Source organism: Kitasatospora sp. NPDC001095 (assembly GCF_053598615.1).
On sequence record NZ_JBSFKQ010000003.1, the window covers coordinates 45483 to 67236 of the forward strand.

Genomic DNA, 21754 nt, shown 5'->3' on the forward strand with positions numbered 1-21754 from the left:
GCCGGCCCGAGCCGGCTGCGCGGGCCCCGGCCACGTCTCGGCCCGATCACGACGGTCTCGGTCCGGTGAAGCGCCCGTCAACGTCGCGTCAACGTCGCGCTATCACCCGTATGGAGGGCGTCAGGGCCCCATAACGCGCCCCTGACGGCTGGTTTGCTGCATCTGCCGGTCTTCCGCCGGTGCCGCGCGAGCCCCTCCGGCCCAGGTCGCGGCATCTCCCGAACCACTCTGGTGGAGCCCATGTCCGATCTCATCTACGTCGGTGTCACGGTCGCCGTGTTCGCCGTCATCGCCCTGATCGCGCGGGGGGTGGAGAAGCTGTGAGTGAGCGCAGCGAACGAACCATCGGAGGGCGCGTGTTGCGCCAGGCGCCCAGCGAGCGCAGCGAGGTGGCCGCATGAGTGCCGAGAACATCGCTGGTCTGGTCGTGGCCGTCGCGCTCGTCGGCTATCTCGTCGTGGCGCTGATCTTCCCGGAGAAGTTCTGACATGGGATCCACTCTCGCGGGCTGGCTGCAGGTGCTCGCCCTCGTCGGCGCGCTGGCCCTGTGCTACCGCCCCCTCGGCGACTACATCGCCAAGCTCCTCACCTCCGCCAGGCACCTCAGGGTCGAGCGCGGCATCTACAAGCTGATCGGCGTCGACGGCGACGCCGATCAGCGGTGGCCGGTGTACCTCCGCTCGGTGCTGGCCTTCTCGGCCGTCTCCGTCCTCTTCCTCTACGGTCTGATCCGCCTCCAGGGCTATCTGCTGCTGAGCCTGGGCGTTCCGCAGATGGAGGGCCACCAGGCCTGGAACACCGCCATCTCGTTCGTCGCCAACACCAACTGGCAGTCCTACGCGGGCGAGTCCGCGATGGGCCAGGTGGCGCAGATGGCGGGTCTGGCCGTGCAGAACTTCGTCTCCGCGGCCGTCGGCATCGCCGTCGTCGCCGCGCTGGTCCGGGGCTTCACCCGGAACAGGACGGACCGGGTCGGCAACTTCTGGGTGGACCTCACCCGGATCAACCTGCGGCTGCTGCTGCCGATCTCGATCGTCTTCGCCCTGGTCCTGGCCGCCAACGGCGTGATCCAGAACTTCCACGGCTTCCACGAGGTCACCGGCCTCGCGGGTGGGGTCCAGAAGATCCCGGGCGGCCCGGTGGCCTCCCAGGAGGTCATCAAGCTGCTCGGCACCAACGGCGGCGGCTTCTTCAACGCCAACTCGGCGCACCCGTTCGAGAACCCGACCGGCTTCACCAACCTGGTCGAGGTCTTCCTCATCCTGGTGATCCCGTTCGCGCTGCCGCGGACCTTCGGCCGGATGGTGGGGGACGACCGCCAGGGCTACGCGATCGTCGCCGTGATGGGCCTGTTCTGGATCGCCTCGACCGCCCTGCTGACCTTCGCCGAGGCGCAGCACCAGGGCAGCGCCCTGCAGGCCGCGGGCGCCGCGATGGAGGGCAAGGAGCAGCGCTTCGGCATCGCCGCCAGCTCGCTGTTCGCCGCCTCGACCACGCTGACCTCGACCGGTGCGGTGAACTCCTTCCACGACTCGTACACGCCGTTCGGCGGCGGGCTGACGGTCTTCGACATGATGCTGGGCGAGATCGCGCCCGGCGGTGTGGGCTCGGGCCTGTACGGCATGCTGGTGCTGGCGGTCGTCGCGGTGTTCGTCGCCGGCCTGATGGTCGGCCGCACCCCCGAGTACCTGGGCAAGAAGCTCGGCGGCCGGGAGATGAAGTTCGCCTCGCTGTACATCCTCACCACGCCGACGATCGTGCTGGTCGGTACGGGCGTGGCGATGGCCCTGCCGGGCGAGCGCGCCGGGATGCTCAACTCGGGCGCCCACGGCTTCTCCGAGGTGCTGTACGCCTTCACCTCGGCCTCCAACAACAACGGCTCGGCCTTCGGCGGCATCACCGTCAACACCGACTGGTACGACACCGCGCTCGGCCTGGCGATGATCTTCGGTCGGCTGCTGCCGATCGTCTTCGTCCTCGCGCTGGCCGGTTCGCTCGCCCAGCAGCAGCCGGTCCCGGCCACCCCGGGCACCCTGCCCACCCACAAGCCGCTGTTCGTGGGCCTGCTGTCGGGCGTGATCCTGATCGTCGTCGGCCTCACCTACTTCCCGGCCCTGGCTCTCGGGCCGATCGCGGAAGGTCTGTCCTCCTGATGTCCACCTCCACGCTCAACCCCGCACCGGCCGACCAGGCGGAGGCCGCCGCGCCGCACAGAGTGGCGAGCGGCCTGCTCGACCCGAAGCTGATCGTCGCGTCCCTGCCGGACGCGGTGAAGAAGCTCGACCCCCGGGTGATGATCAAGAACCCGGTGATGTTCGTGGTCGAGGTCGGCTCGGTGGTCACCACCGTCGCCGCGATCGCCGACCCGTCCGTGTTCGCCTGGGTCATCACCATCTGGCTGTGGCTCACCACGGTCTTCGCCAACCTGGCCGAGGCGGTGGCCGAGGGCCGCGGCAAGGCGCAGGCCGACACGCTGCGCAAGACCAAGAGCGACACCATGGCCCGCCGGCTCACCGACTGGCCGGCCACCGGTGCCGAGGAGGAGGTGCCCGGCACCGCGCTGAGGCTCGGCGACCACGTGGTGGTCGAGGCCGGCCAGGTCATCCCCGGCGACGGCGACGTGGTCGAGGGCGTCGCGAGCGTCGACGAGTCGGCGATCACGGGTGAGTCCGCGCCCGTCATCCGTGAGTCGGGCGGCGACCGCAGCGCCGTCACCGGCGGCACCAAGGTGCTGTCCGACCGGATCGTGGTGAGGATCTCCTCCGAGCCCGGCAAGACCTTCATCGACCGGATGATCGCCCTGGTCGAGGGCGCCGCCCGGCAGAAGACGCCGAACGAGATCGCGCTCAACATCCTGCTGGCCTCGCTGACCGTCGTCTTCCTGGTCGCGGTCGTCACGCTCCAGCCGATGGCCACCTACGCGGGTGCCCCGCAGACGATGATCGTCCTGGTCGCCCTGATCGTGGCGCTCATCCCGACCACCATCGGCGCGCTGCTCTCCGCGATCGGCATCGCCGGCATGGACCGCCTGGTGCAGCGCAACGTTCTGGCGATGTCCGGCCGCGCCGTCGAGGCCGCCGGCGACGTCAACACGCTGCTGCTCGACAAGACCGGCACCATCACCCTGGGCAACCGCCAGGCCGCCGAGTTCCTGGCCGCCCCGGGCGTGTCCACCGAGGACCTGGCCGGCGCGGCGCAGCTCTCCTCGCTCGCGGACGAGACCCCGGAGGGCCGCTCGATCGTGGTCCTCGCGAAGACCGGGTACGGCCTGCGGGCCCGCGCCCAGGGCGAGCTGACGCACGCCACGTGGGTCCCGTTCACCGCCCAGACCCGGATGTCGGGCGTGGACCTCGACGAGGCCGGAGGAGTCCACCAGGTCCGCAAGGGCGCGGCCGGCGCGGTCTCCAACTGGGTCACCGAGAACGGCGGTTCGGTCGGCGCCGAGGTCTCCACCCTGGTCGACGGGATATCCGCGGCCGGCGGCACCCCGCTGGTCGTCGCCGAGCGGATCGGCGCCGGGCCCGCCCGCGTCCTCGGGGTCATCCACCTCAAGGACGTCGTCAAGGAGGGCATGCGGGAGCGCTTCGACGAGCTCCGCCGGATGGGCATCAAGACCGTCATGATCACGGGCGACAACCCGCTGACCGCCAAGGCGATCGCGGAGGAGGCCGGCGTGGACGACTTCCTCGCCGAGGCCACGCCCGAGGACAAGATGGCCCTGATCAAGAAGGAGCAGGAGGGCGGCAAGCTGGTCGCGATGACCGGCGACGGCACCAACGACGCCCCCGCCCTCGCCCAGGCCGACGTCGGCGTCGCGATGAACACCGGGACCATGGCGGCCAAGGAGGCCGGCAACATGGTCGACCTGGACTCCAACCCCACCAAGCTGATCGAGATCGTGGAGATCGGCAAGCAGCTGCTGATCACCCGCGGCGCGCTGACCACCTTCTCGATCGCCAACGACGTGGCCAAGTACTTCGCGATCATCCCCGCGATGTTCGCCGGGGTCTACCCGGGCCTGAGCCACCTCAACATCATGGGCCTGCACAGCCCCCAGTCCGCGATCACCTCGGCGATCGTCTTCAACGCCCTGGTCATCATCGGCCTGATCCCGCTCGCCCTGCGCGGCGTGCGCTACCGCCCGTCCGACGCCAGCTCGCTGCTGCGCCGCAACATCGGGGTCTACGGCTTCGGCGGCCTCGTGGTGCCGTTCGTCGGCATCAAACTGATCGACCTGATCGTCCAGTTCATCCCCGGCCTCAACTGACGCGGGGAAGGAGAGAAAACCATGTCCAAGCCCCTGCCGACGACCCTCCGCACCCACTTCACCGCGCTGCGCGCGCTGCTGGTGCTGACCGTGATCCTCGGGATCGCCTACCCGCTGCTGATCACCGGGATCTCCCAGGTTGCCTTCACCGACAAGGCGAACGGCTCGCCGGTGAAGACCGACGGCAAGGAGATCGGCTCCAGCCTGATCGGCCAGAGCTTCAACCTCCCGAAGAAGAACCCCGACGACCCGAACGAGGAGGCCCAGCCGGACCCGAAGTGGTTCCAGCCCCGCCCCTCCGCGGCCGGGACCGGCTACGACGCCTCCTCCTCCGGCGCCGGCAACCTCGGCCCGAACAGCGAGGACCTGCTGAAGGCCGTCAACGACCGCCGCGCCGCCGTCGCCTCCTTCGACGGCGTCGACCCGGCGAGCGTCCCGGCCGACGCGCTGACCGCCTCCGGCTCCGGCCTCGACCCGCACATCTCCGCCGCGTACGCCGAGGAGCAGGTCGACCGGGTCGCGAAGAACCGCGGCCTGCCGGTGGAGACGGTGGCCAAGCTGGTCGACGAGTACACCGAGAGCCGTTCGCTCGGCTTCCTCGGCAACGAGGGCGTCAACGTCGTGCTGCTCAACAAGGCGCTCAGCGAGCAGAAGTGACACCACCTCACACATACGGGTGACCGGGCCGGCCCGGGCACGGGAGCACGCCTCCCGGGCCCGGGCCGGCCGACCCGCGTCCGCAGACGTGCACCACCTCCCGATGGAAAGAGCAGTGCCCATGGCCCGCGACCTCACCCCCGGCACCGGCATCCGCGGCGGCCGACTGAGGGTGTACCTCGGCTCCGCGCCGGGGGTAGGCAAGACCTACCGCATGCTGGACGAGGCCCGGCGCAGACAGCAGCGCGGGGCCGACGTCGTGGTCGGGTACGTCGAGTGCCACGGCAGACGGCACACCGAGGCCATGCTGGCCGACCTGGAGGTCCTGCCGCGTGCCCGACGCTCCTACCGGGACGCCGAGTTCGAGGAGATGGACCTCGACGGCGTGCTCGCCCGCCGCCCGTCCGTCGTGCTCGTGGACGAGCTGGCGCACACCAACGTCCCCGGCGGCCGGCACGCCAAGCGCTGGCAGGACGTCGAGGAACTGCTCGCCGCCGGGATCGACGTCGTCACCACCGTCAACATCCAGCACCTGGAGTCGCTGAACGACGTCGTCCGGAAGATCACCGGCATCCCGCAGCGCGAGACCGTCCCGGACGAGGTGGTCCGCCGGGCCGACCAGATCGAACTCGTCGACATGGCCCCCCAGGCGCTGCGTCGCCGGATGGCCCACGGCAACGTCTACAGGGCGGAGAAGGTGGACGCCGCGCTCTCCAACTACTTCCGGGTCGGCAACCTCACCGCCCTGCGCGAACTCGCCCTGCTCTGGGTGGCCGGGCGGGTGGACGAGGGCCTGCGCGACTACCGGGCCAGCCACAACATCGACCGGGTCTGGGAGGCCCGCGAGCGGGTCGTGGTCGCCCTCACCGGCGGCCCCGAGGGCGAGACCCTGATCCGCCGCGCCGCCCGGATCGCCGACCGCACGGCCGGCGGCGACCTGCTGGCCGTCCACGTCTCCCGCAGCGACGGCCTGGCCGGCGCCTCCTCCGGCGCGCTCGCCCAGCAGCGGCAGCTGGTGGAGACCCTCGGCGGCAGCTACCACGTGGTGGTCGGCGACGACGTCCCCACCGCGCTGCTCGCCTTCGCCCGCGCCCACGACGCCACCCAGCTGGTGCTCGGCACCAGCCGCCGCGGCCGGATCAACCGCTTCCTCACCGGCCCCGGCACCGGGCAGACCACCGTGGACGACTCCGAGGACATCGACGTCCACATGGTCACCCACGCGTTCACCGGCCGCGGCCGGCTGCCCTCGCTCGGCCGCCGCCACTCCCGGCGCCGCACCGTCGCCGGCTACCTGGCCGGCCTGGCGGTGCCCTGGCTGCTCACCGCCCTGCTCTCGCAGGCGCACCACAGCATCAACCTGACCACCGACGCGCTGATCTTCCAGCTCGGCGTGGTCATCGTCGCCCTGCTCGGCGGCGCGGTGTCGGCCCTGCTGGCCTCGTTCGTCGCCTCGGTGCTGCTCAACTACTACTTCATCCCGCCGATCCACAGCCTGACGATCGGCGAGACCAACAACATCGTCGCCCTGGTGGTCTTCGCCGCCATCGCGCTCACCGTCTCCACCGTGGTCGACCACGCCGGCCGGCTCACCAGCCGGGCCGCCCGCGCCACCGCCGAGGCCGAGACCCTCTCCACCCTGGCCGGCAGCGTGCTGCGCGGCGCCGACGCGCTGCCCGCCCTGCTGGAGAAGTCCCGGACGGCCTTCGGGATGCGGACCGTCGTGCTGCTCTCCCGGGCCGACGGCGAGGTGCTCGCGCACAGCGAGGGGGACCACCCGGGCGACGGCGACGGGCCGCACGAGACCACCGAGGTCCCGGTCGGCCGGGACGCCCTCCTGGTGCTCACCGGCCGCCGGCTGCCGGCCGCCGACCAGCGGGTGCTGACCGCCTTCGCCGCCCACGTCGGCGCCGCGCTGGAACGCGACCGGCTGGCGGTGGCCGCCGCCGAGGTCGAGCCGATCAAGGCCGCCGACCGGATGCGCACCGCCCTGCTCGCCGCCGTCAGCCACGACCTGCGCACCCCGCTGGCCGCCGCCCGGGCCTCGGTCGGCTCGCTGCGCAGCCCCGACGTCGAGTTCTCGCCCGAGGACCAGGCCGAACTCCTCGCCACCGCCGACGAGTCGCTGGTCAAGCTCACCCGGCTGGTCGACAACCTGCTCGACATGAGCCGCCTGCAGGCCGGCGCGCTCACCCTGCACCTCACCGAGACCCACCTGGACGAGATCCTGCCCCGGGCGCTCGACAGCCTCCCCGACCCGTACGCGCCGATCCAGCCGCTGGACCTGGACACGACCCCGCCGGTGCTCGCCGACCCGCCGCTGCTGGAGCGGGTGCTCGCCAACGTGATCACCAACGCGCTGCGGTACAACGCCCCCGGCGCGCCCGTCCTGGTCACCGGCAGCCACCACGCCGCCCAGGTCGAAATCCGGGTGATCGACCGCGGCCCCGGCATCGCCCCCGAGGACCGCGACCAGGTCTTCCTGCCCTTCCAGCGCCTCGGCGACACCGACAACACCACCGGCGTCGGCCTCGGACTCGCCCTCTCCCGTGGCCTCGCCGAGGCGATGGGCGGCAGCCTGGAGGTCGAGGACACCCCGGGCGGCGGCACCACCATGCTGCTCACCCTGCCCGCCGCCGACCCCACCATCGAGCGAAGCGAGGCGGACACGTGAGCGAGATCCTGGTCGTCGACGACGAGCCGGCCCTCCTGCGCACCCTGCGGATCAACCTCAGCGCCCGGCAGTACGCCGTCCGCACCGCGGCCACCGGCGGCGAGGCGCTCGACCGTGCCGCGCACAGCGCCCCGGACGCCGTCCTGCTCGACCTCGGCCTGCCCGACCTCGACGGGATGGACGTGCTGCGCGGCCTGCGCACCCACAGCGCGGTGCCGATCATCGTGCTCTCCGGCCGGACCGACGCGGCCGACAAGGTGGGCGCCCTGGACGCGGGCGCCGACGACTACCTCACCAAGCCGTTCCTGATGGACGAGCTGCTGGCCCGGCTGCGCGCCGTGCTGCGCCGGCCGCTGGGCGGCGTGCCGCTGAGCCGACCGGTGATCGGCGACCACACCGTGGACCTCGCGGCCACCGCGGTGAACGGCCCGAACGGCCCGGTCCGGCTCACCCCGACCGAGTGGCGCATCCTGGCCCTGCTGCTCGCCAACCCCGGCCGGCTGGTGCCCGGCCGGCAGATCCTGCGCGAGGTGTGGGGCCCGGCCCAGGAGGGGCGCGGCAACTACCTGCGGGTCTACTTCGCCGGGCTGCGCCGCAAGTTGGAGCGCGACCCGGCCCGGCCGCGGCACCTGGTCACCGAGCCGGGGATCGGGTACCGCTACGTGCCGTGACGGGCCGACGCCGCGGCCTGCGTCAACGGCCCGTCAAGAGCGCCCCGGTGGACGACAGGACGGCGTCAAGGCCGCTCGGGGATGGTGCTCCGTGGGCGTAGTGTCGGTGTCGAACGAGCGGCCCTGCTCCGTGTGGGGGAGGCCTGGGGCCGCTTCGACAGCCGTCCCATGGACGGCCGGCAGGTGGGGGAGGGGCGCGCGACACCCGTCGCGCGCCCCCATCTGCCGTCGGGGCCGGTCCGCCCCGCTCAGCCCTCCCCGCCCCCGCACTGGCGGGGCAGCGCCAGCGCCACCGTGTCCGCGAACTCCCGGACCGCGCTGGTCCGGCTGACCACCCGGCCGCTGTGCACCACCAGCCGGCTGTGTCCGCCCGCGAGCGCCCCGGCCAGGCTGTCCCCGCGCACCGCCAGCAGCTCCGCCGGGAACCCGGCGTCCACCCGGACCGGCGCCAGTCCGAGCGCCGCCCGGGCCTGGTTCGCCACCGCGTCGTACGCCGCCTCCGGGTCCAACTCCCCACCGGCCGCCAGTAGATAGGCCGACTCCAGCGGATCCGCCCGGCCGACCGGGTTGGACGGGTCGCGCAGCGCCCCGCTGCCCGCCGCCAACGGCACCCGAGCCGCCGCCAACTCCCTTACCAGGCCCGGTCGCAGTCCCGCCGGCCGACCCTCCAGCCCGGTGCAGCAGCCGTTCTGCGGCAGGCAGACCACCCGCACCCCGCTGGTCGCCAGCACCGTCGACGCGCCGCGAGCCAGCGCCCCGCACGGGCCGAGCGTCACCCGTGGCCGCAGCGGCGCCAACGCCCCTGCCATCCGGGCGAGTTGGGCGGCGTCGGCGGCGCTGGCGTGCAGGTCCACCGAGCAGTCGGCCTCGCGGGCCGCCTCCAGCAGCAGCTGCACGTAGCCGGAGGGGTCCGGGTCCAGCTCCGGGCAGCCGCCGGCCGCGGTGGCGCCCAGCTTGAGCGCCTCGCGCAGCTGCGCCCGGCCGTCCGCGCCGGCCCGTCCGGTGAGCAGCCGGGGCATCGCCACCGCCTGGAGCTCGGCCAGCCCGCTCAGCGCCTGCTGGGCGGTGAGCACGGCCTCCAGCCGGCGCAGTCCGTGCACGTCGCCGATCCGGACGTGGGTGCGCTGGGCGGTGGCGCCGTAGCCGAGGGAGGTCAGCGCGGCCTCGGTGATCCGCCGGGTGAGGTCGGTCGGGGTGTCCGGCGGCGGGGTGGGCAGGGCGGCGGAGAAGGCGGCGTCGTAGTGGGCGTGCGCCTCGGCGGGGGCCGGGAGCAGCAGGTAGCCGCGCAGGTCGATCCGGGCGCCGGTGGTGACGGTGGGGGCGCCGGGCAGGGCGGGCAGCGGGCCGAGGCTGCCGACGGTGCCGACCGCCTGGATGCGGTCGCCGCTGATCCGGACGTCCACCACCCGCCCGTCGGCGAGTCGGGCGCCGGTGAGCAGCAGGACCGGGCCGTGCCCGAGCGGGTTGGCCGCCGGGCCGGGCCAGGGCTGCGGCCCGTCGGCGGCTGCGCTGTCCATCGCCGGCTCCTTCTCGGGCCGGCCCGTGCGGTCGGCCCCGTACGGCTGGCCCGTACCGCCGGCCAGTCCTCCCGATCAATGAGCGACGAGCCTATGGGCCCGGGAGGCGGGTCGCCGGGAGGCGGGCAATAGTCGTATCGGGTCGGGCCGTGGGGCTCGCGGGCCGATCGAACGCCCGCCCTTGGATCGTCCGTCCGTACCCGTCGCCCACCTGCGGTCTTCGCCGCGGGATACGGATTTCACCTCCGGCCGCGAAACGTGTAATCTCTTCCTCGTTCGCCCCTATAGCTCAGTCGGTAGAGCGTCTCCATGGTAAGGAGAAGGTCTGCGGTTCGATTCCGCATGGGGGCTCGGGTGAGAAGCAGTCAGCTCCGGCTGTGCTGCGGATCACTGTGGCGGTGTAGCTCAGTTGGTAGAGCAAGCGGCTCATAATCGCTGTGTCACCGGTTCAAGTCCGGTCACCGCTACCCCGCGTAGTCGGTCGGGAGATCGCACTCCCGGTCGGCTACTCTTGTTGTGTTCTTATTCGTTGTCCAAGGAAGGCACTCCCGTGGCTGCCACCGACGTCCGCCCGAAGATCACGCTGGCCTGCGTGGAGTGCAAGGAGCGGAACTACATCACCAAGAAGAACCGGCGTAACGACCCGGACCGTCTTGAGATGAAGAAGCACTGCCCCCGCTGCAACTCGCACACCGCGCACCGCGAGACCCGCTGACCCTCCCGTAGGGCGCCGGGCCTGTGTGAATTCAGGTCTTCTACTCCGGGCCGCATCCCTCACTGGGGGTGCGGCCCGGAGTTTTTTCGTATCCATCCGCGTTCCGAGGAGCTGCCATGGCGCTCGACCCCTCCTTCATCGGGCGTAGTTACCCGCCCACCGAGCCGTACGAGGTCGGCCGGGAGAAGATCCGTGAGTTCGCGACCGCGATCGGGGACGCCAACCCGGCGTACGCCGACCCGGAGGCGGCGAAGGCGCTGGGTCACTCCGACGTCATCGCCCCGCCGACCTTCCCCTTCGTGGTCACCTACCGGGCGGCCGCCCAGGTGATCGAGGACCCGGAGCTGGGTCTGGACTTCAGCCGGGTGGTGCACGGCGACCAGAAGTTCGTCTACACCCGCCCGGTGCGGGCCGGTGACCGGCTGTCGGTCGCGGTGACCATCGACAACATCAAGTCGCTGGCGGGCAACGACGTGCTCACCGTGCGCGGCGAGGTGACGGACGCGACCGGCGAGCACGTTGTGACGTCGGTCATGACCCTGGTGGCCCGGGCCGCCGACGAGGCGGGGGAGTGAGCGCGATGGCGATCAGCTACGACGAGGTCGAGGTCGGCACCGAGCTGCCGGCGCAGTCCTTCCCGGTGACCCGCGACACACTGGTGCGCTACGCGGGCGCCTCGGGCGACTTCAACCCGATCCACTGGAACGAGAAGTTCGCCCTGGAGGTCGGCCTGCCGGACGTCATCGCGCACGGCATGTTCACCATGGCCGAGGCGATCCGGGTGGTCACCGACTGGGTCGGCGACCCGGCCGCGGTGGTCGAGTACGGCGTGCGCTTCACCCGGCCGGTGCCGGTGCCGAACGACGGGGTCGGCGCGGTGGTCGAGGTCTCGGCCAAGGTCGCCAAGAAGCTGGACGACCGCAGGGTGCAGGTCGACCTGCTGGCCACCACGGGCGGCCAGAAGGTGCTCGGCATGTCCCGGGCCGTCGTCCGGCTCGGCTGAGCCGCTTCCGCGCGCCGGCGGCCGCGGCCGGAGTGCCCGCACCGGGGCTCCGGCCGCGGCCGCCGGTCCGGTCTTGCCTGGCTAGTGATTGGCCACTAACTTGTTATCCATGGCGAAGTCGAGCATCCGGATGAGTGCGGAGGAGCGGCGCGAGAGCGTCGTCCGCGCCGCCCTGATCGAGTTCGCCAGGGGCGGTTACCACGGCACCTCCACCGAGGCGATCGCCCGCCGGGTGGGCGTCTCGCAGCCGTACCTGTTCCGGCTGTTCCCGGGCAAGCAGGCGATCTTCGCCGCGGCCGCCGAACGCTGCGTCGAGGAGACCTGGCGGGTGTTCGACGAGGCCTCGGCCGGGCTGACCGGCGCGGAGGCCGCCGAGGCGATATCCGGCGCGTACATGGGCCTGGTCGAGGACAGCGACCAGCTCATGATGCAGATGCAGATCTACGTCTCGGTCTTCGCGGCCCGCTCGGCCGGCGAGGAGGAGATCGGGGAGACCGCCCGGCGGCTCTGGGAGAGCCTGTTCGAGCGGGTCAGGATGCGGATCGGCGGGGACATGAGGGACGCCACGCGGTTCTTCGCGCACGGGATGCTGATCAACACCCTGGTGGCGCTGGGCTATCCGCAGGACCACCGGATCTGGACCGGCTTCGCCGAGTGCAAGGACCCGGAGTAGCGTCCGGGCGGCCGCGCGGTGCGTCCGGGCGGCCTTTTTTCGGCCCATGAAAGTTATTGAGCAATAACTACCTAGAGGAACCTGGGGGATGTCATGACGGAGAAACCGGCCATGGGCAGAGCCGCGATCTGGACCCTGGTGATCGTCAGCGCGGCCGGCTTCATGGCCGCCCTGGACAACCTGGTGGTCACCACCGCCCTGCCGTCGATCCGCGAGGAGCTCGGCGGCGGGCTGTCCGAGCTCGAATGGACGGTCAGCGCCTACACCCTGAGCTTCGCCGTGCTGCTGATGTTCGGCGCCGCCCTCGGCGACCGCTTCGGCCGCCGCCGGATCTTCCTGGTCGGCCTGGCGGTCTTCACCGCCGGCTCCGCCGCGGCCGCGCTGTCCCCCGGCATCGGCGAGCTGATCGCCGCCCGCGCCGTCCAGGGGGCCGGGGCCGCGGTGATGATGCCGCTCACCCTCACCCTGCTCACCACCGCGGTGCCCCCGGCCAGGCGGGGGCTGGCCTTCGGCATCTGGTCGGGCGTCAGCGGCCTCGCCGTCGCGGCCGGGCCGCTGATCGGCGGCGCGCTGACCGAGCACTTCTCCTGGCAGTGGATCTTCTGGGTGAACGTCCCGGTGGGCCTCGTCCTGCTGCCGCTGGCCTTCCTGCGGCTCGGCGAGAGCCGGGGCGCGGGCCGGGCCCTGGACGTGCCGGGAACCCTGCTGGTCAGCCTGGGGATGTTCGGGGTCGTCCTCGGCCTGATCCGCGGCAACCCGGACGGCTGGACCAGCCCGCCGGTCCTCGGCGCCCTGATCGGCGGAGCTCTGCTGCTGATCGCCTTCGTCTGGTACGAGCAGCGGGTGGCCGCCCACCCGATGCTGCCGATGCGGCTGTTCCGCAGCCGGACCTTCTCCGCCGTCAACGCGGCGAGCCTGCTGATGTACCTGGGGATGTTCGGCTCGATCTTCCTGATCAGCCAGTACCTCCAGGGGGTCGGCGGCTTCAGCCCCCAGGAGGCGGGCATCCGGATGCTGCCGTGGACGGCGATGCCGCTGCTGGTCTCGCCGGTCGCGGGCATCGTCTCCGACCGGATCGGCGGCCGCCCGATCGTGGTCGCCGGGCTGGCGCTGCAGGCGGTGGGCCTGGTGCTGTTCGGGCTGGTCGCGGACGGGAGCACCGGCCTCGACTACCTCGCCCTGATCCCGGCCATCGTGATCTGCGGGGTCGGCATGTCGCTGTACTTCGGCCCGACCGCCCAGCTGGTGATGGTCGGCGTCCGGCCGCAGGAGCAGGGGATCGCCTCCGGCGCCAACAACGCGCTGCGCGAGGTCGGCGGGGCGCTCGGGGTCGCCGTGCTCGCCGCGGTGTTCTCGGCACAGGGCGGCTACCAGTCGGCCCGGGCCTTCACGGACGGGCTGGTGCCCGCGCTGTACGTCGGCGGGGCCGCCGTCGGGCTCGGCGCGCTCGCCGCGGTGCTCATCCCCCGGCGGGGCAAGGCGCCGGCCGCGGCCGCGGTGGAACAGCCGGCGCCCGAGATGGTCAAGGCCTGACAGCGGCGCCGGGAGGCCGTTTCCCGGGAAGGGCCTTCCCCGGGAAGCGGCCTCCCGGCGCCCCCGTACGCTGGTGGGCGTGCTGGTAGAAAACGACGCCCCCCTCGCCCCGCTGACCACGCTCCGGCTCGGCGGCCCGGCCCGCCGCCTGGTGACCGCCCACACCGACGACGAGGTGATCGCGGCCGTCCGCGAGGCCGACGCGGCCGGCGAGCCGCTGCTGGTCCTCGGCGGCGGCTCCAACCTGGTGATCGGCGACGCCGGCTTCTCCGGCACCGCGCTGCGGATCGCCACCGAGGGCTTCGCCCTGGACGGCACCGCGCTGGAGGTCGCGGCCGGCGAGACCTGGTCCGAGGTGGTCCGCCGGACCGTGCTGGACCACCACCTGGCGGGCATCGAGTTCCTGGCTGGCATCCCCGGCTCGGCCGGCGCCACCCCGGTGCAGAACGTGGGCGCGTACGGCCAGGAGGTCGCGCAGGCGATCACCGAGGTGGTCGCGTACGACCGCACGGTCGACGAGGTGGTCGTGCTCCCGAACGCCGAGTGCGCGTTCTCCTACCGGCACAGCCGCTTCAAGGCCGAGCCGGACCGCTACGTGGTGCTGCGGGTGCGGTTCCGCCTGGAGGACGCCGACGGGCTCTCCACCCCCGTCCGCTACGCCGAGACCGCCAGGCACCTGGGCGTCGAGCAGGGCGACCGGGTGGCGGTCGACACGGCCTGGAAGGCGGTGCTGCTGCTGCGCGCCGGCAAGGGCATGGTGCTGGACCCGGCGGACCACGACACCTGGTCGGCCGGCTCCTTCTTCACCAACCCGGTGCTCACGGCCGCCCAGTACGAGTCCTTCCGCACCCGCCCGGGCGCCGAGGACGCCCCCGCCTACCCGGCCCCGGAGGGCTGCACCAAGACCTCGGCGGCCTGGCTGATCGACCGGGCGGGCTTCGGCAAGGGCTACGGCAGCGGCCCGGCGACGCTCTCCACCAAGCACACCCTGGCGCTCACCAACCGCGGCTCGGCCACCGCCGAGGACCTGCTGGCACTGGCCCGGGAGATCCGGGACGGCGTCCGCGAAGCCTTCGGGGTGGAGCTGGTGAACGAGCCGGTGATGGTGGGCGTCACGCTCTGAGCGGGCGCCGGGGGTGCGCCGAACGGGCGCTAGGCGGGCACGGCGGCTGGCTCGGCGGGGGCACGGTCGCCCACCAGCCAGGCGTCGATGTCCGCCAGCAGCTCCCTGCGGACGGCCTCCGGCGCGACCGAGCCGCGCACCGACTGCCGCGCCAGCTCGGCGAGCTCGGCGTCGGAGAAGCCCAGCACGTCCCGGACCAGCTCGTACTGGGCGGCCAGCCGGCTGCCGAACAGCAGCGGGTCGTCGGCGCCCAGGGCGAGCGGGACCCCGGCGTCGAAGAGCCGGCGCAGCGGGACCTCCTCGGGGCGCTCGTAGACGCCGAGCGAGACGTTGGAGGACGGGCAGACCTCGCAGGTGACCTGCCGGTCCGCCAGCCGCTCCATCAGCCGGGGGTCCTCGGCGGCCCGCACGCCGTGGCCGATCCGGCCGGCGCCCAGGTCGTCCAGGCAGTCCCGGACGGACTCCGGGCCGGACAGCTCGCCGCCGTGCGGGGCCGCCAGCAGTCCGCCGTTGCGGGCGATCGCGAAGGCCCGGTCGAAGTCCCTGGCCATGCCCCGGCGCTCGTCGTTGGAGAGGCCGAAGCCGACCACCCCGTGGTCGGCGTAGCGGACGGCCAGCCGGGCCAGCGTCCGGGCGTCCATCGGGGACTTCATCCGGTTGGCCGCGACCAGGACCCGGATGCCCACGCCGGTCGCCGCGGCGGCGTGCTCCACCGCGTCCAGGATCAGTTCCAGGGCGGGGATCAGTCCGCCCAGCCGGGGCGCGTACGAGGTCGGGTCGACCTGGATCTCCAGCCAGCGGGAGCCGTCCCGCCGCTCGTCCTCGGCGGTTTCCAGGACCAGCCGGCGGATGTCCTGCTCGTCCCGCAGCACCGAGCGGGCGGTGTCGTACAGCCGCTGGAAGCGGAACCAGCCCCGTTCGTCGGTGGCCCGCAGTCGGGGCGGTTCGCCGGAGCTGAGCGCCTCCGGCAGCCGGACGCCGTGCTTCTCGGCCAGCTCCAGGAGGGTGGCGGGCCGCATCGATCCGGTGAAGTGCAGGTGCAGGTGGGCCTTCGGCAGGCCCCTGACGTCTCGCGGGTTCAACAGGCGTTCCATTCGCCGATACTGCCGTATGCGACCCCCGGACGGGAACCGCCTCCTTCCAATCCCCCGGAGGGGTGAAAGGAGGCGGTGTGCCGGGTGAATCCCGTATGTCGGATTGACGTCAGTACAGGAGCGACGTCAGTCGCGGGCCTCGCCGAGCAGCTTCTGGATCCGGCTGATGCCCTCGACCAGGTCCTCGTCGCCGAGCGCGTAGGAGAACCGCAGGTAGCCGGGGGTGCCGAAGGCCTCGCCCGGGACGGCGGCGACCTCGACCTCGTCCAGGATCAGGCTCGCCAGCTCGGCGGAGCTCTGCGGACGCAGGCCGCGGATCTCCTTGCCCAGCAGACCCTTGACCGACGGGTAGGCGTAGAAGGCGCCCTCGGGCTCGGGGCACAGGACGCCCTCGATCTCGTTGAGCATCCGCACGATCGTCCTGCGGCGGCGGTCGAAGGCGGTGCGCATCTCGTGCACCGCGGACAGGTCGCCGGCGACGGCGGCGATCGCGGCGCGCTGGGCGACGTTGGAGACGTTCGAGGTGGCGTGCGACTGCAGGTTGGTCGCGGCCTTGATGACGTCCTTGGGGCCGATCACCCAGCCCACCCGCCAGCCGGTCATCGCGTAGGTCTTGGCCACGCCGTTGACCACGATGCACTTGTCGGCCAGCTCGGGCAGCAGGGCGGGCAGCGAGGTGAACTTCGCGTCGCCGTAGACCAGGTGCTCGTAGATCTCGTCGGTGAGCACCCACAGGCCGTGCTCCAGCGCCCAGCGGCCGATCGCCTCGGCCTCGGCCTCGGTGTACACCGCGCCGGTCGGGTTGGACGGCGAGACGAACAGCACCACCTTGGTGTTCTCGGTGCGGGCGGCCTCCAGCTGCTCGACCGAGACCTTGTAGCCGGTGGTCTCGTCGGCCACGACCTCCACCGGGACGCCGCCGGCCAGCTGGATCGACTCCGGGTAGGTGGTCCAGTACGGGGCCGGGACGATGACCTCGTCGCCCGGGTCGAGGATCGCGGCGAAGGCCTCGTAGATGGCCTGCTTGCCGCCGTTGGTGACCAGCACCTGCGAGGCGTCCACCTGGTAGCCGGAGTCGCGCAGCGTCTTGGCGGCGATCGCGGCCTTCAGCTCGGGCAGGCCACCCGCCGGGGTGTAGCGGTGGTTCTTCGGGTCGCGGCAGGCCTCGACGGCCGCCTCGACGATGTAGTCCGGGGTGGGGAAGTCGGGCTCGCCGGCGCCGAAGCCGATGACCGGACGGCCGGCGGCCTTGAGGGCCTTGGCCTTCGCGTCCACGGCGAGGGTCGCGGACTCGGCGATCGCACCGATCCGGGCGGAGACCCGGCGGTCGGCGGGGCGGATGGACTGGTCGGGCTGCGGGGTGGAAGCGCTCATGCCTGCATCGTCGCAGAACCGGGACCTACCGGGCATCGGGGTATCGCGATCCGTACGCTCCCGTCCGGATGGCGGCCCCGGAGGTCCGTCGAAAGGGGTCCCCCGGACCGGACGTCCGACGCCGGACGGGCGGCTCCGGAAGAAGACGTTCGACCAAACGCCCCTCGACCACGTACACTCGCTGCTCGACGGCCCGCCGAAAAGAACCGGAGCTTTCACCGCCTGTGCAGACAGCGGGGGGAGATGCGGTAGGTTGGTCGCCACAGGAGCCGCGAGGCACCGTAGGGCAATAGCTCAATTGGTAGAGCACCGGTCTCCAAAACCGGCGGTTGGGGGTTCGAGTCCCTCTTGCCCTGCTGCTAGATCCGTTTTCAGCCCGTTCGCTCCACAGGAGTGAGCGGGCTTGATGCGGAGATGGCACCGATCAGCACCGCTAGCCGACTGGTCGTGCCCAAACCGGGTGCGCGGCGAAGTTCGGCAGGACCCGGATTCAGGTGAGGACGAGTGACGGAGACCACGGGCTCCACCGCAACGCCTGAGAGCGGCAACCCAGAGGGTGCCGACGGCGCCGCCGAGACGGCATCGGCCGAGGGCGACAAGAAGTCGGGCAAGCAGAAGAAGTCCGGCAAGCGGGCCAAGAAGGGCCTGTTCGCCAGGATGGGCCTGTTCTACCGCCAGATCATCGCCGAACTGCGCAAGGTCGTCTGGCCGACCCGCAACGAGCTCACCAACTACACCGCCGTCGTGGTCACCTTCGTGGTGGTCGTGATGGCCTTCGTGGCCGGCCTGGACTACGGCTTCTCCAAGCTCAGCCTCCTGGTCTTCGGCTGACCGGCCGCACCACCTCTCGAACAGCTTCCCGACCCGGGCCGAATCCTCGGCCCGGGTCGAGCTGTCGGCGCCGGACGTACGCGCGGTTACCGTGGACTCGGTACTGTTGAAGTCTCCGAGACCTCACCTGGCGCCCGCGCGAGCGGTCGTACGCCGGTCCGGTCGAGGAGCGCGCCACCTTCACCATCTCCAGGAAAGAAGCCGCCACCGTGTCTGAGTCCCCCCTGTACGACGCCGACGAGACCGTCCGCGAGGCGGATGTCGCCGCCGAGCTGGACGCGGCCGAGCTGGCTGACGACGCCGAGCCCGCCGAGCAGATCGTGGACGCCGCGGACAGCGACGAGGACGAGGTCGAGGCGTACGACGAGGCCGAGGCGGGCGAGCCCGCCGAGGAGGCCGCGTCGCACGTGGAGGGCGACAGCGAGTCCGCCGCCGCCGAGGAGTCCGTCGAGGAGGAGCCGGCCGACGAGGTCGAGGTCGACCCCGTCGCCAAGTTCCGCGAGGACCTGCGCTTCATGCCGGGCGAGTGGTACGTGATCCACACCTACGCCGGCTACGAGAACCGGGTGAAGCAGAACCTGGAGCAGCGCGCCGTCTCGCTGAACGTCGAGGAGTACATCTTCCAGGCCGAGGTGCCGCAGGAGGAGGTCGTCCAGATCAAGAACGGCGACCGCAAGACCATCCGCCAGAACAAGCTTCCCGGCTACGTCCTGGTGCGCATGGACCTCACCCCCGAGTCCTGGGGCGTCGTGCGCAACACCCCGGGTGTCACCGGCTTCGTCGGCAACGCCTACGACCCGTACCCGCTGACGCTGGACGAGGTCGTCAAGATGCTCGCCCCCGACGTCGAGCGCCAGGCCGCCAAGGAGGCCGGCAAGCCGTCGCCGGTCAAGCCGAGCGAGATCCAGGTCCTGGACTTCGAGGTCGGCGACTCGGTCACCGTCACCGACGGCCCGTTCGCGACCCTCCAGGCGACCATCAACGAGATCAACCCGGACTCGAAGAAGGTCAAGGGCCTGGTCGAGATCTTCGGCCGGGAGACCCCGGTCGAGCTCTCCTTCGACCAGATCCAGAAGAACTAGTCATACGGACTTCGGATTCGGGGCGGGGCCGCGGGCCCTGCCCCGAATCCGTTTTGGTCCAGCGGCGCGGACGCGTTAGCCTGGTCCGATGTGTGTGCTGGCGGCCGGGTGTCGCCCCGGTTCCGCACGCACCAGCAATCACCTCTCGGAAGGACCCGGAGAGACATGCCTCCCAAGAAGAAGAAGATCACGGGGCTTATCAAGCTCCAGATCAACGCCGGCGCGGCCAACCCGGCGCCGCCGGTCGGCCCCGCGCTGGGCCAGCACGGCGTGAACATCATGGAGTTCTGCAAGGCCTACAACGCTGCGACCGAGTCGCAGCGCGGCATGATCGTGCCGGTGGAGATCACGGTCTACGAGGACCGTTCCTTCACCTTCATCACGAAGACGCCGCCGGCCGCGCGCCTCATCCTGAAGGCCGCCGGTGTCGACAAGGGCTCCAGCGAGCCGCACAAGACCAAGGTCGCCAAGCTCACCAGCGCCCAGGTCCGTGAGATCGCCACCACGAAGATGCCCGACCTGAACGCGAACGACCTGGACGCCGCGGAGAAGATCATCGCCGGCACCGCCCGGTCGATGGGCATCACCGTCGAGGGCTGAGCGCCCCCGTCCCGCCAGGGACAAAACGGCTCAGCCGTCCCCCGTGGTAGGGCCTGCGCAGGCCCGTCGAACACCACAACTCCAATCACCATTCAGGAGCAGCCATGAAGCGCAGCAAGGCCCTGAAGGCCGCGGACGCCAAGGTCGACCGCGAGCGCCTTTACGCCCCCCTCGAGGCCGTCCGCCTCGCCAAGGCGACCAGCACCACCAAGTTCGACGGCACCGTTGAGGTCGCCATGCGTCTGGGCGTCGACCCGCGCAAGGCCGACCAGATGGTCCGCAGCACCGTGATCCTCCCGCACGGCACCGGTAAGACCGCTCGGGTCCTGGTCTTCGCGACCGGCGAGCGTGCCGAGGCCGCGCGTGCTGCGGGCGCCGACATCGTCGGTGCCGACGAGCTGATCGACGAGGTCGCGAAGGGCAAGCTGGACTTCGACGCCGTCGTCGCCACGCCGGACCTCATGGGCAAGGTCGGCCGCCTCGGCCGCGTGCTCGGCCCCCGTGGTCTGATGCCGAACCCGAAGACCGGCACCGTGACCCCGGACGTCGCCAAGGCTGTCAACGACATCAAGGGCGGCAAGATCGAGTTCCGCGTCGACAAGCACTCGAACCTGCACTTCATCATCGGTAAGGCCTCCTTCACCGACGAGCAGCTGGTCGAGAACTACGCCGCCGCGCTGGACGAGGTGCTCCGCGCCAAGCCGTCCGCCGCCAAGGGCCGGTACATCAAGAAGACCGCCTTCTCCACCACCATGGGCCCCGGCATCCAGGTGGACCCGAACCGCACCCGCAACCTCCTCGTCGAGGAGGACCCGGCCGCGGTCTGAGCCCCAGTGCTCTAGAGCAGTCCGTACGGCGGGCCCGCATCCCTCTCACCGGGGGTGCGGGCCCGCCGTCGTTCCCGGGCGCGGCCGGGGCGGGGCCGAACGGAGCCGGGGCGGGGCCGGTGGGCCGCAACGGTTGCCTGATCGGGACACCGGCGGATGGGAACGGCGGGCCGAACCGTCGTACGCTCTGCCGGTCAGCACGTGGAGAACCTGTGACCGCCGGAGTGTGCCGTGCCACCCGCCCCCCGCCCCGCCGTTCTCGTGGCAGCCCTGCTGCTCGCCACCACCACCGGGTGCAGTCTGCTGGCCGCCCCGACCACCGGCACCCCCGGGAGGCCGGCGCCCGTGCCGCCCAAGCAGGTGGTGCTCACGGCCGCACAGGCGCTGGACGACTCGGGCAGCGCTCGGATCGACGTGGTCCAGGAGGGCCCGGGGGGCCGGCGCACCGCGAGCGGCTCCCTGGTCTGGGGCGCGGCGGACGAGGCCCGGCTGGCCGTCACCGACGAGCTGGGCAGCGGACTGCTGACCGTCAAGGACGGCACGCTCGACCTCGTCTACCAGGGCGGCGCGGCCAAGCATGCGGAGCGGCGGAGCGCCGAGGCGGTCGACCCCGCGGCGGGCCCCGATCCGGAGGGCTTCGCGGGCGGCTGGACGACGGCGCTGATCACCAACCCGGGCAGCCGGGCGTACGAGGTCGCCCAGGGCGTCACACTCCGCTCGCTCGGCGGCGAGCAGCTGGCCGGGGTGACCGTGGCGCACTACCAGGGTTCCGCGCCGCTGGCCGAACTCTTCGGCAAGGACGACGAGTTGAGTCCGAAGCAGCGCGCCGCCACACTGGACTGGTACCGGCAGCACGGGGTGGCGACGATCGGCTACGACGTCTGGATCGGGCCCGGCATGCAGCTGCTGCGGCTGCGTGAGACGGTCCGGGGGAGCGCGGGAACCACGGTGACCACCACCGATGTCTCGGCTCCGGGGGCGGCGGACACGGCAGCGACGACCCCGGCCGGGTGACGGGGAGGCCGACGGGGGGCGAGGGAGGGGATATCCGGTGTGTGGGTAATCCGGTGATCCGTTAGAGTCCGCGTGAAAAGTACACGAGAAGAGCTGACA

Annotated in this window: 20 protein-coding genes and 3 tRNA genes; 20 read left to right on the top strand and 3 right to left on the bottom strand. The window is 71.9% G+C overall.

The features are described 5' to 3' along the window. Nucleotides 1-397: 397 nt before the first annotated feature. From kdpF to ACWDBB_RS04205, 6 genes are all read left to right on the top strand, one after another. Nucleotides 398-487, top strand: a complete 90-nt coding sequence (kdpF, locus tag ACWDBB_RS04180; protein ID WP_045693083.1) for a K(+)-transporting ATPase subunit F — start codon at nt 398-400, stop codon at nt 485-487. 1 nt (nt 488) lies between these two features. Further along, nucleotides 489-2153 (top strand): potassium-transporting ATPase subunit KdpA, encoded by a 1665-nt coding sequence (gene kdpA, locus ACWDBB_RS04185; RefSeq protein WP_449788138.1) that lies wholly within the window; start codon nt 489-491, stop codon nt 2151-2153. After that, the gene (gene kdpB / locus ACWDBB_RS04190) at nt 2153-4267 is read left to right on the top strand and encodes a potassium-transporting ATPase subunit KdpB (RefSeq protein ID WP_449788139.1); all 2115 of its coding nucleotides are present in this window, start codon (nt 2153-2155) and stop codon (nt 4265-4267) included. The genes kdpA and kdpB overlap by 1 nt, the downstream gene beginning before the upstream one ends. Nucleotides 4268-4288: 21 nt before the next feature. Beyond that, nucleotides 4289-4924 carry a potassium-transporting ATPase subunit KdpC gene (gene kdpC / locus ACWDBB_RS04195; protein WP_449788140.1) on the top strand — a complete coding sequence of 212 codons (636 nt, stop codon included), beginning with the start codon at nt 4289-4291 and terminating at the stop codon, nt 4922-4924. Between the two features lie 121 nt (nt 4925-5045). After that, nucleotides 5046-7598 carry an ATP-binding protein gene (locus ACWDBB_RS04200; protein WP_449788141.1) on the top strand — a complete coding sequence of 851 codons (2553 nt, stop codon included), beginning with the start codon at nt 5046-5048 and terminating at the stop codon, nt 7596-7598. Further along, entirely contained in the window at nt 7595-8269 is a 675-nt protein-coding gene (locus tag ACWDBB_RS04205) for a response regulator (protein WP_392914359.1), read from the top strand. Before ACWDBB_RS04200 ends, ACWDBB_RS04205 begins: the two co-directional genes overlap by 4 nt. A 248-nt stretch (nt 8270-8517) precedes the next feature. Here the strand turns inward: ACWDBB_RS04205 and ACWDBB_RS04210 are convergent, their stop codons facing one another. Continuing rightward, on the bottom strand, nt 8518-9786 hold the full coding sequence (locus tag ACWDBB_RS04210; RefSeq protein WP_449788142.1) for a hydrolase: 1269 nt from the start codon (nt 9784-9786) through the stop codon (nt 8518-8520). Nucleotides 9787-10064: 278 nt separating this feature from the next. Between ACWDBB_RS04210 and ACWDBB_RS04215 the strand changes: the two genes are divergently transcribed. The 8 genes from ACWDBB_RS04215 (at nt 10065) to ACWDBB_RS04250 (ending at nt 14833) form a co-directional block, all read left to right on the top strand. Further along, nucleotides 10065-10137 (top strand) — tRNA-Thr (locus ACWDBB_RS04215). A 43-nt stretch (nt 10138-10180) separates the two neighbouring features. Further along, nucleotides 10181-10253 (top strand) — tRNA-Met (locus ACWDBB_RS04220). 83 nt (nt 10254-10336) lie between these two features. Next, nucleotides 10337-10501: a 50S ribosomal protein L33 gene (rpmG, locus tag ACWDBB_RS04225; protein ID WP_006604855.1), complete on the top strand. Its 165-nt coding sequence runs from the start codon at nt 10337-10339 to the stop codon at nt 10499-10501. 116 nt (nt 10502-10617) lie between these two features. Further along, on the top strand, nt 10618-11076 hold the full coding sequence (locus ACWDBB_RS04230; RefSeq protein WP_392867466.1) for an FAS1-like dehydratase domain-containing protein: 459 nt from the start codon (nt 10618-10620) through the stop codon (nt 11074-11076). 5 nt (nt 11077-11081) lie between these two features. After that, nucleotides 11082-11504, top strand: a complete 423-nt coding sequence (locus ACWDBB_RS04235) for a MaoC family dehydratase (protein ID WP_097237453.1) — start codon at nt 11082-11084, stop codon at nt 11502-11504. 109 nt (nt 11505-11613) lie between these two features. After that, nucleotides 11614-12177: a TetR/AcrR family transcriptional regulator gene (locus ACWDBB_RS04240; RefSeq protein ID WP_449788143.1), complete on the top strand. Its 564-nt coding sequence runs from the start codon at nt 11614-11616 to the stop codon at nt 12175-12177. A gap of 93 nt (nt 12178-12270) precedes the next feature. Continuing rightward, the gene (locus ACWDBB_RS04245) at nt 12271-13710 is read left to right on the top strand and encodes an MFS transporter (RefSeq protein ID WP_449788144.1); all 1440 of its coding nucleotides are present in this window, start codon (nt 12271-12273) and stop codon (nt 13708-13710) included. A gap of 70 nt (nt 13711-13780) precedes the next feature. Next, on the top strand, nt 13781-14833 hold the full coding sequence (locus ACWDBB_RS04250; RefSeq protein ID WP_449788298.1) for a UDP-N-acetylmuramate dehydrogenase: 1053 nt from the start codon (nt 13781-13783) through the stop codon (nt 14831-14833). A 29-nt stretch (nt 14834-14862) separates the two neighbouring features. Here the strand turns inward: ACWDBB_RS04250 and ACWDBB_RS04255 are convergent, their stop codons facing one another. Both ACWDBB_RS04255 and ACWDBB_RS04260 read right to left on the bottom strand, forming a co-directional pair. Next, entirely contained in the window at nt 14863-15927 is a 1065-nt protein-coding gene (locus tag ACWDBB_RS04255) for an adenosine deaminase (protein WP_392867456.1), read from the bottom strand. 126 nt (nt 15928-16053) lie between these two features. Further along, nucleotides 16054-17301 carry a pyridoxal phosphate-dependent aminotransferase gene (locus ACWDBB_RS04260; protein WP_449788145.1) on the bottom strand — a complete coding sequence of 416 codons (1248 nt, stop codon included), beginning with the start codon at nt 17299-17301 and terminating at the stop codon, nt 16054-16056. A gap of 283 nt (nt 17302-17584) precedes the next feature. Between ACWDBB_RS04260 and ACWDBB_RS04265 the strand changes: the two genes are divergently transcribed. The 6 genes from ACWDBB_RS04265 to ACWDBB_RS04290 all read left to right on the top strand — a co-directional run bounded on the left by ACWDBB_RS04265 (nt 17585) and on the right by ACWDBB_RS04290 (nt 21655). Further along, nucleotides 17585-17657 (top strand) — tRNA-Trp (locus ACWDBB_RS04265). Between the two features lie 148 nt (nt 17658-17805). Next, entirely contained in the window at nt 17806-18132 is a 327-nt protein-coding gene (gene secE / locus ACWDBB_RS04270) for a preprotein translocase subunit SecE (RefSeq protein ID WP_449788146.1), read from the top strand. 209 nt (nt 18133-18341) lie between these two features. Then, on the top strand, nt 18342-19214 hold the full coding sequence (nusG, locus tag ACWDBB_RS04275; protein WP_449788147.1) for a transcription termination/antitermination protein NusG: 873 nt from the start codon (nt 18342-18344) through the stop codon (nt 19212-19214). Between the two features lie 165 nt (nt 19215-19379). Next, entirely contained in the window at nt 19380-19814 is a 435-nt protein-coding gene (gene rplK, locus ACWDBB_RS04280; RefSeq protein ID WP_359897545.1) for a 50S ribosomal protein L11, read from the top strand. A 104-nt stretch (nt 19815-19918) separates the two neighbouring features. After that, a complete protein-coding gene (gene rplA / locus ACWDBB_RS04285; protein ID WP_030290441.1) occupies nt 19919-20641 on the top strand; it encodes a 50S ribosomal protein L1 in 723 nt (240 codons plus the stop codon). Between the two features lie 231 nt (nt 20642-20872). Next, nucleotides 20873-21655: a hypothetical protein gene (locus ACWDBB_RS04290; protein WP_449788148.1), complete on the top strand. Its 783-nt coding sequence runs from the start codon at nt 20873-20875 to the stop codon at nt 21653-21655. Nucleotides 21656-21754 lie beyond the last annotated feature (99 nt).

Bases quoted from the DNA above. Each gene is read 5' to 3' on its own strand.
- ACWDBB_RS04200 (WP_449788141.1), top strand. From the start codon at position 5,046: ATGGCCCGCGACCTCACCCCCGGCACCGGCATCCGCGGCGGCCGACTG.
- rplA (WP_030290441.1), top strand. From the start codon at position 19,919: ATGAAGCGCAGCAAGGCCCTGAAGGCCGCGGACGCCAAGGTCGACCGC.
- kdpF (WP_045693083.1), top strand. From the start codon at position 398: ATGAGTGCCGAGAACATCGCTGGTCTGGTCGTGGCCGTCGCGCTCGTC.
- ACWDBB_RS04260 (WP_449788145.1), bottom strand. From the start codon at position 17,301: ATGAGCGCTTCCACCCCGCAGCCCGACCAGTCCATCCGCCCCGCCGAC.
- rplK (WP_359897545.1), top strand. From the start codon at position 19,380: ATGCCTCCCAAGAAGAAGAAGATCACGGGGCTTATCAAGCTCCAGATC.
- kdpC (WP_449788140.1), top strand. From the start codon at position 4,289: ATGTCCAAGCCCCTGCCGACGACCCTCCGCACCCACTTCACCGCGCTG.
- ACWDBB_RS04235 (WP_097237453.1), top strand. From the start codon at position 11,082: ATGGCGATCAGCTACGACGAGGTCGAGGTCGGCACCGAGCTGCCGGCG.
- ACWDBB_RS04255 (WP_392867456.1), bottom strand. From the start codon at position 15,927: ATGGAACGCCTGTTGAACCCGCGAGACGTCAGGGGCCTGCCGAAGGCC.
- ACWDBB_RS04210 (WP_449788142.1), bottom strand. From the start codon at position 9,786: ATGGACAGCGCAGCCGCCGACGGGCCGCAGCCCTGGCCCGGCCCGGCG.
- ACWDBB_RS04245 (WP_449788144.1), top strand. From the start codon at position 12,271: ATGACGGAGAAACCGGCCATGGGCAGAGCCGCGATCTGGACCCTGGTG.
- kdpB (WP_449788139.1), top strand. From the start codon at position 2,153: ATGTCCACCTCCACGCTCAACCCCGCACCGGCCGACCAGGCGGAGGCC.
- ACWDBB_RS04240 (WP_449788143.1), top strand. From the start codon at position 11,614: ATGGCGAAGTCGAGCATCCGGATGAGTGCGGAGGAGCGGCGCGAGAGC.
- kdpA (WP_449788138.1), top strand. From the start codon at position 489: ATGGGATCCACTCTCGCGGGCTGGCTGCAGGTGCTCGCCCTCGTCGGC.
- ACWDBB_RS04230 (WP_392867466.1), top strand. From the start codon at position 10,618: ATGGCGCTCGACCCCTCCTTCATCGGGCGTAGTTACCCGCCCACCGAG.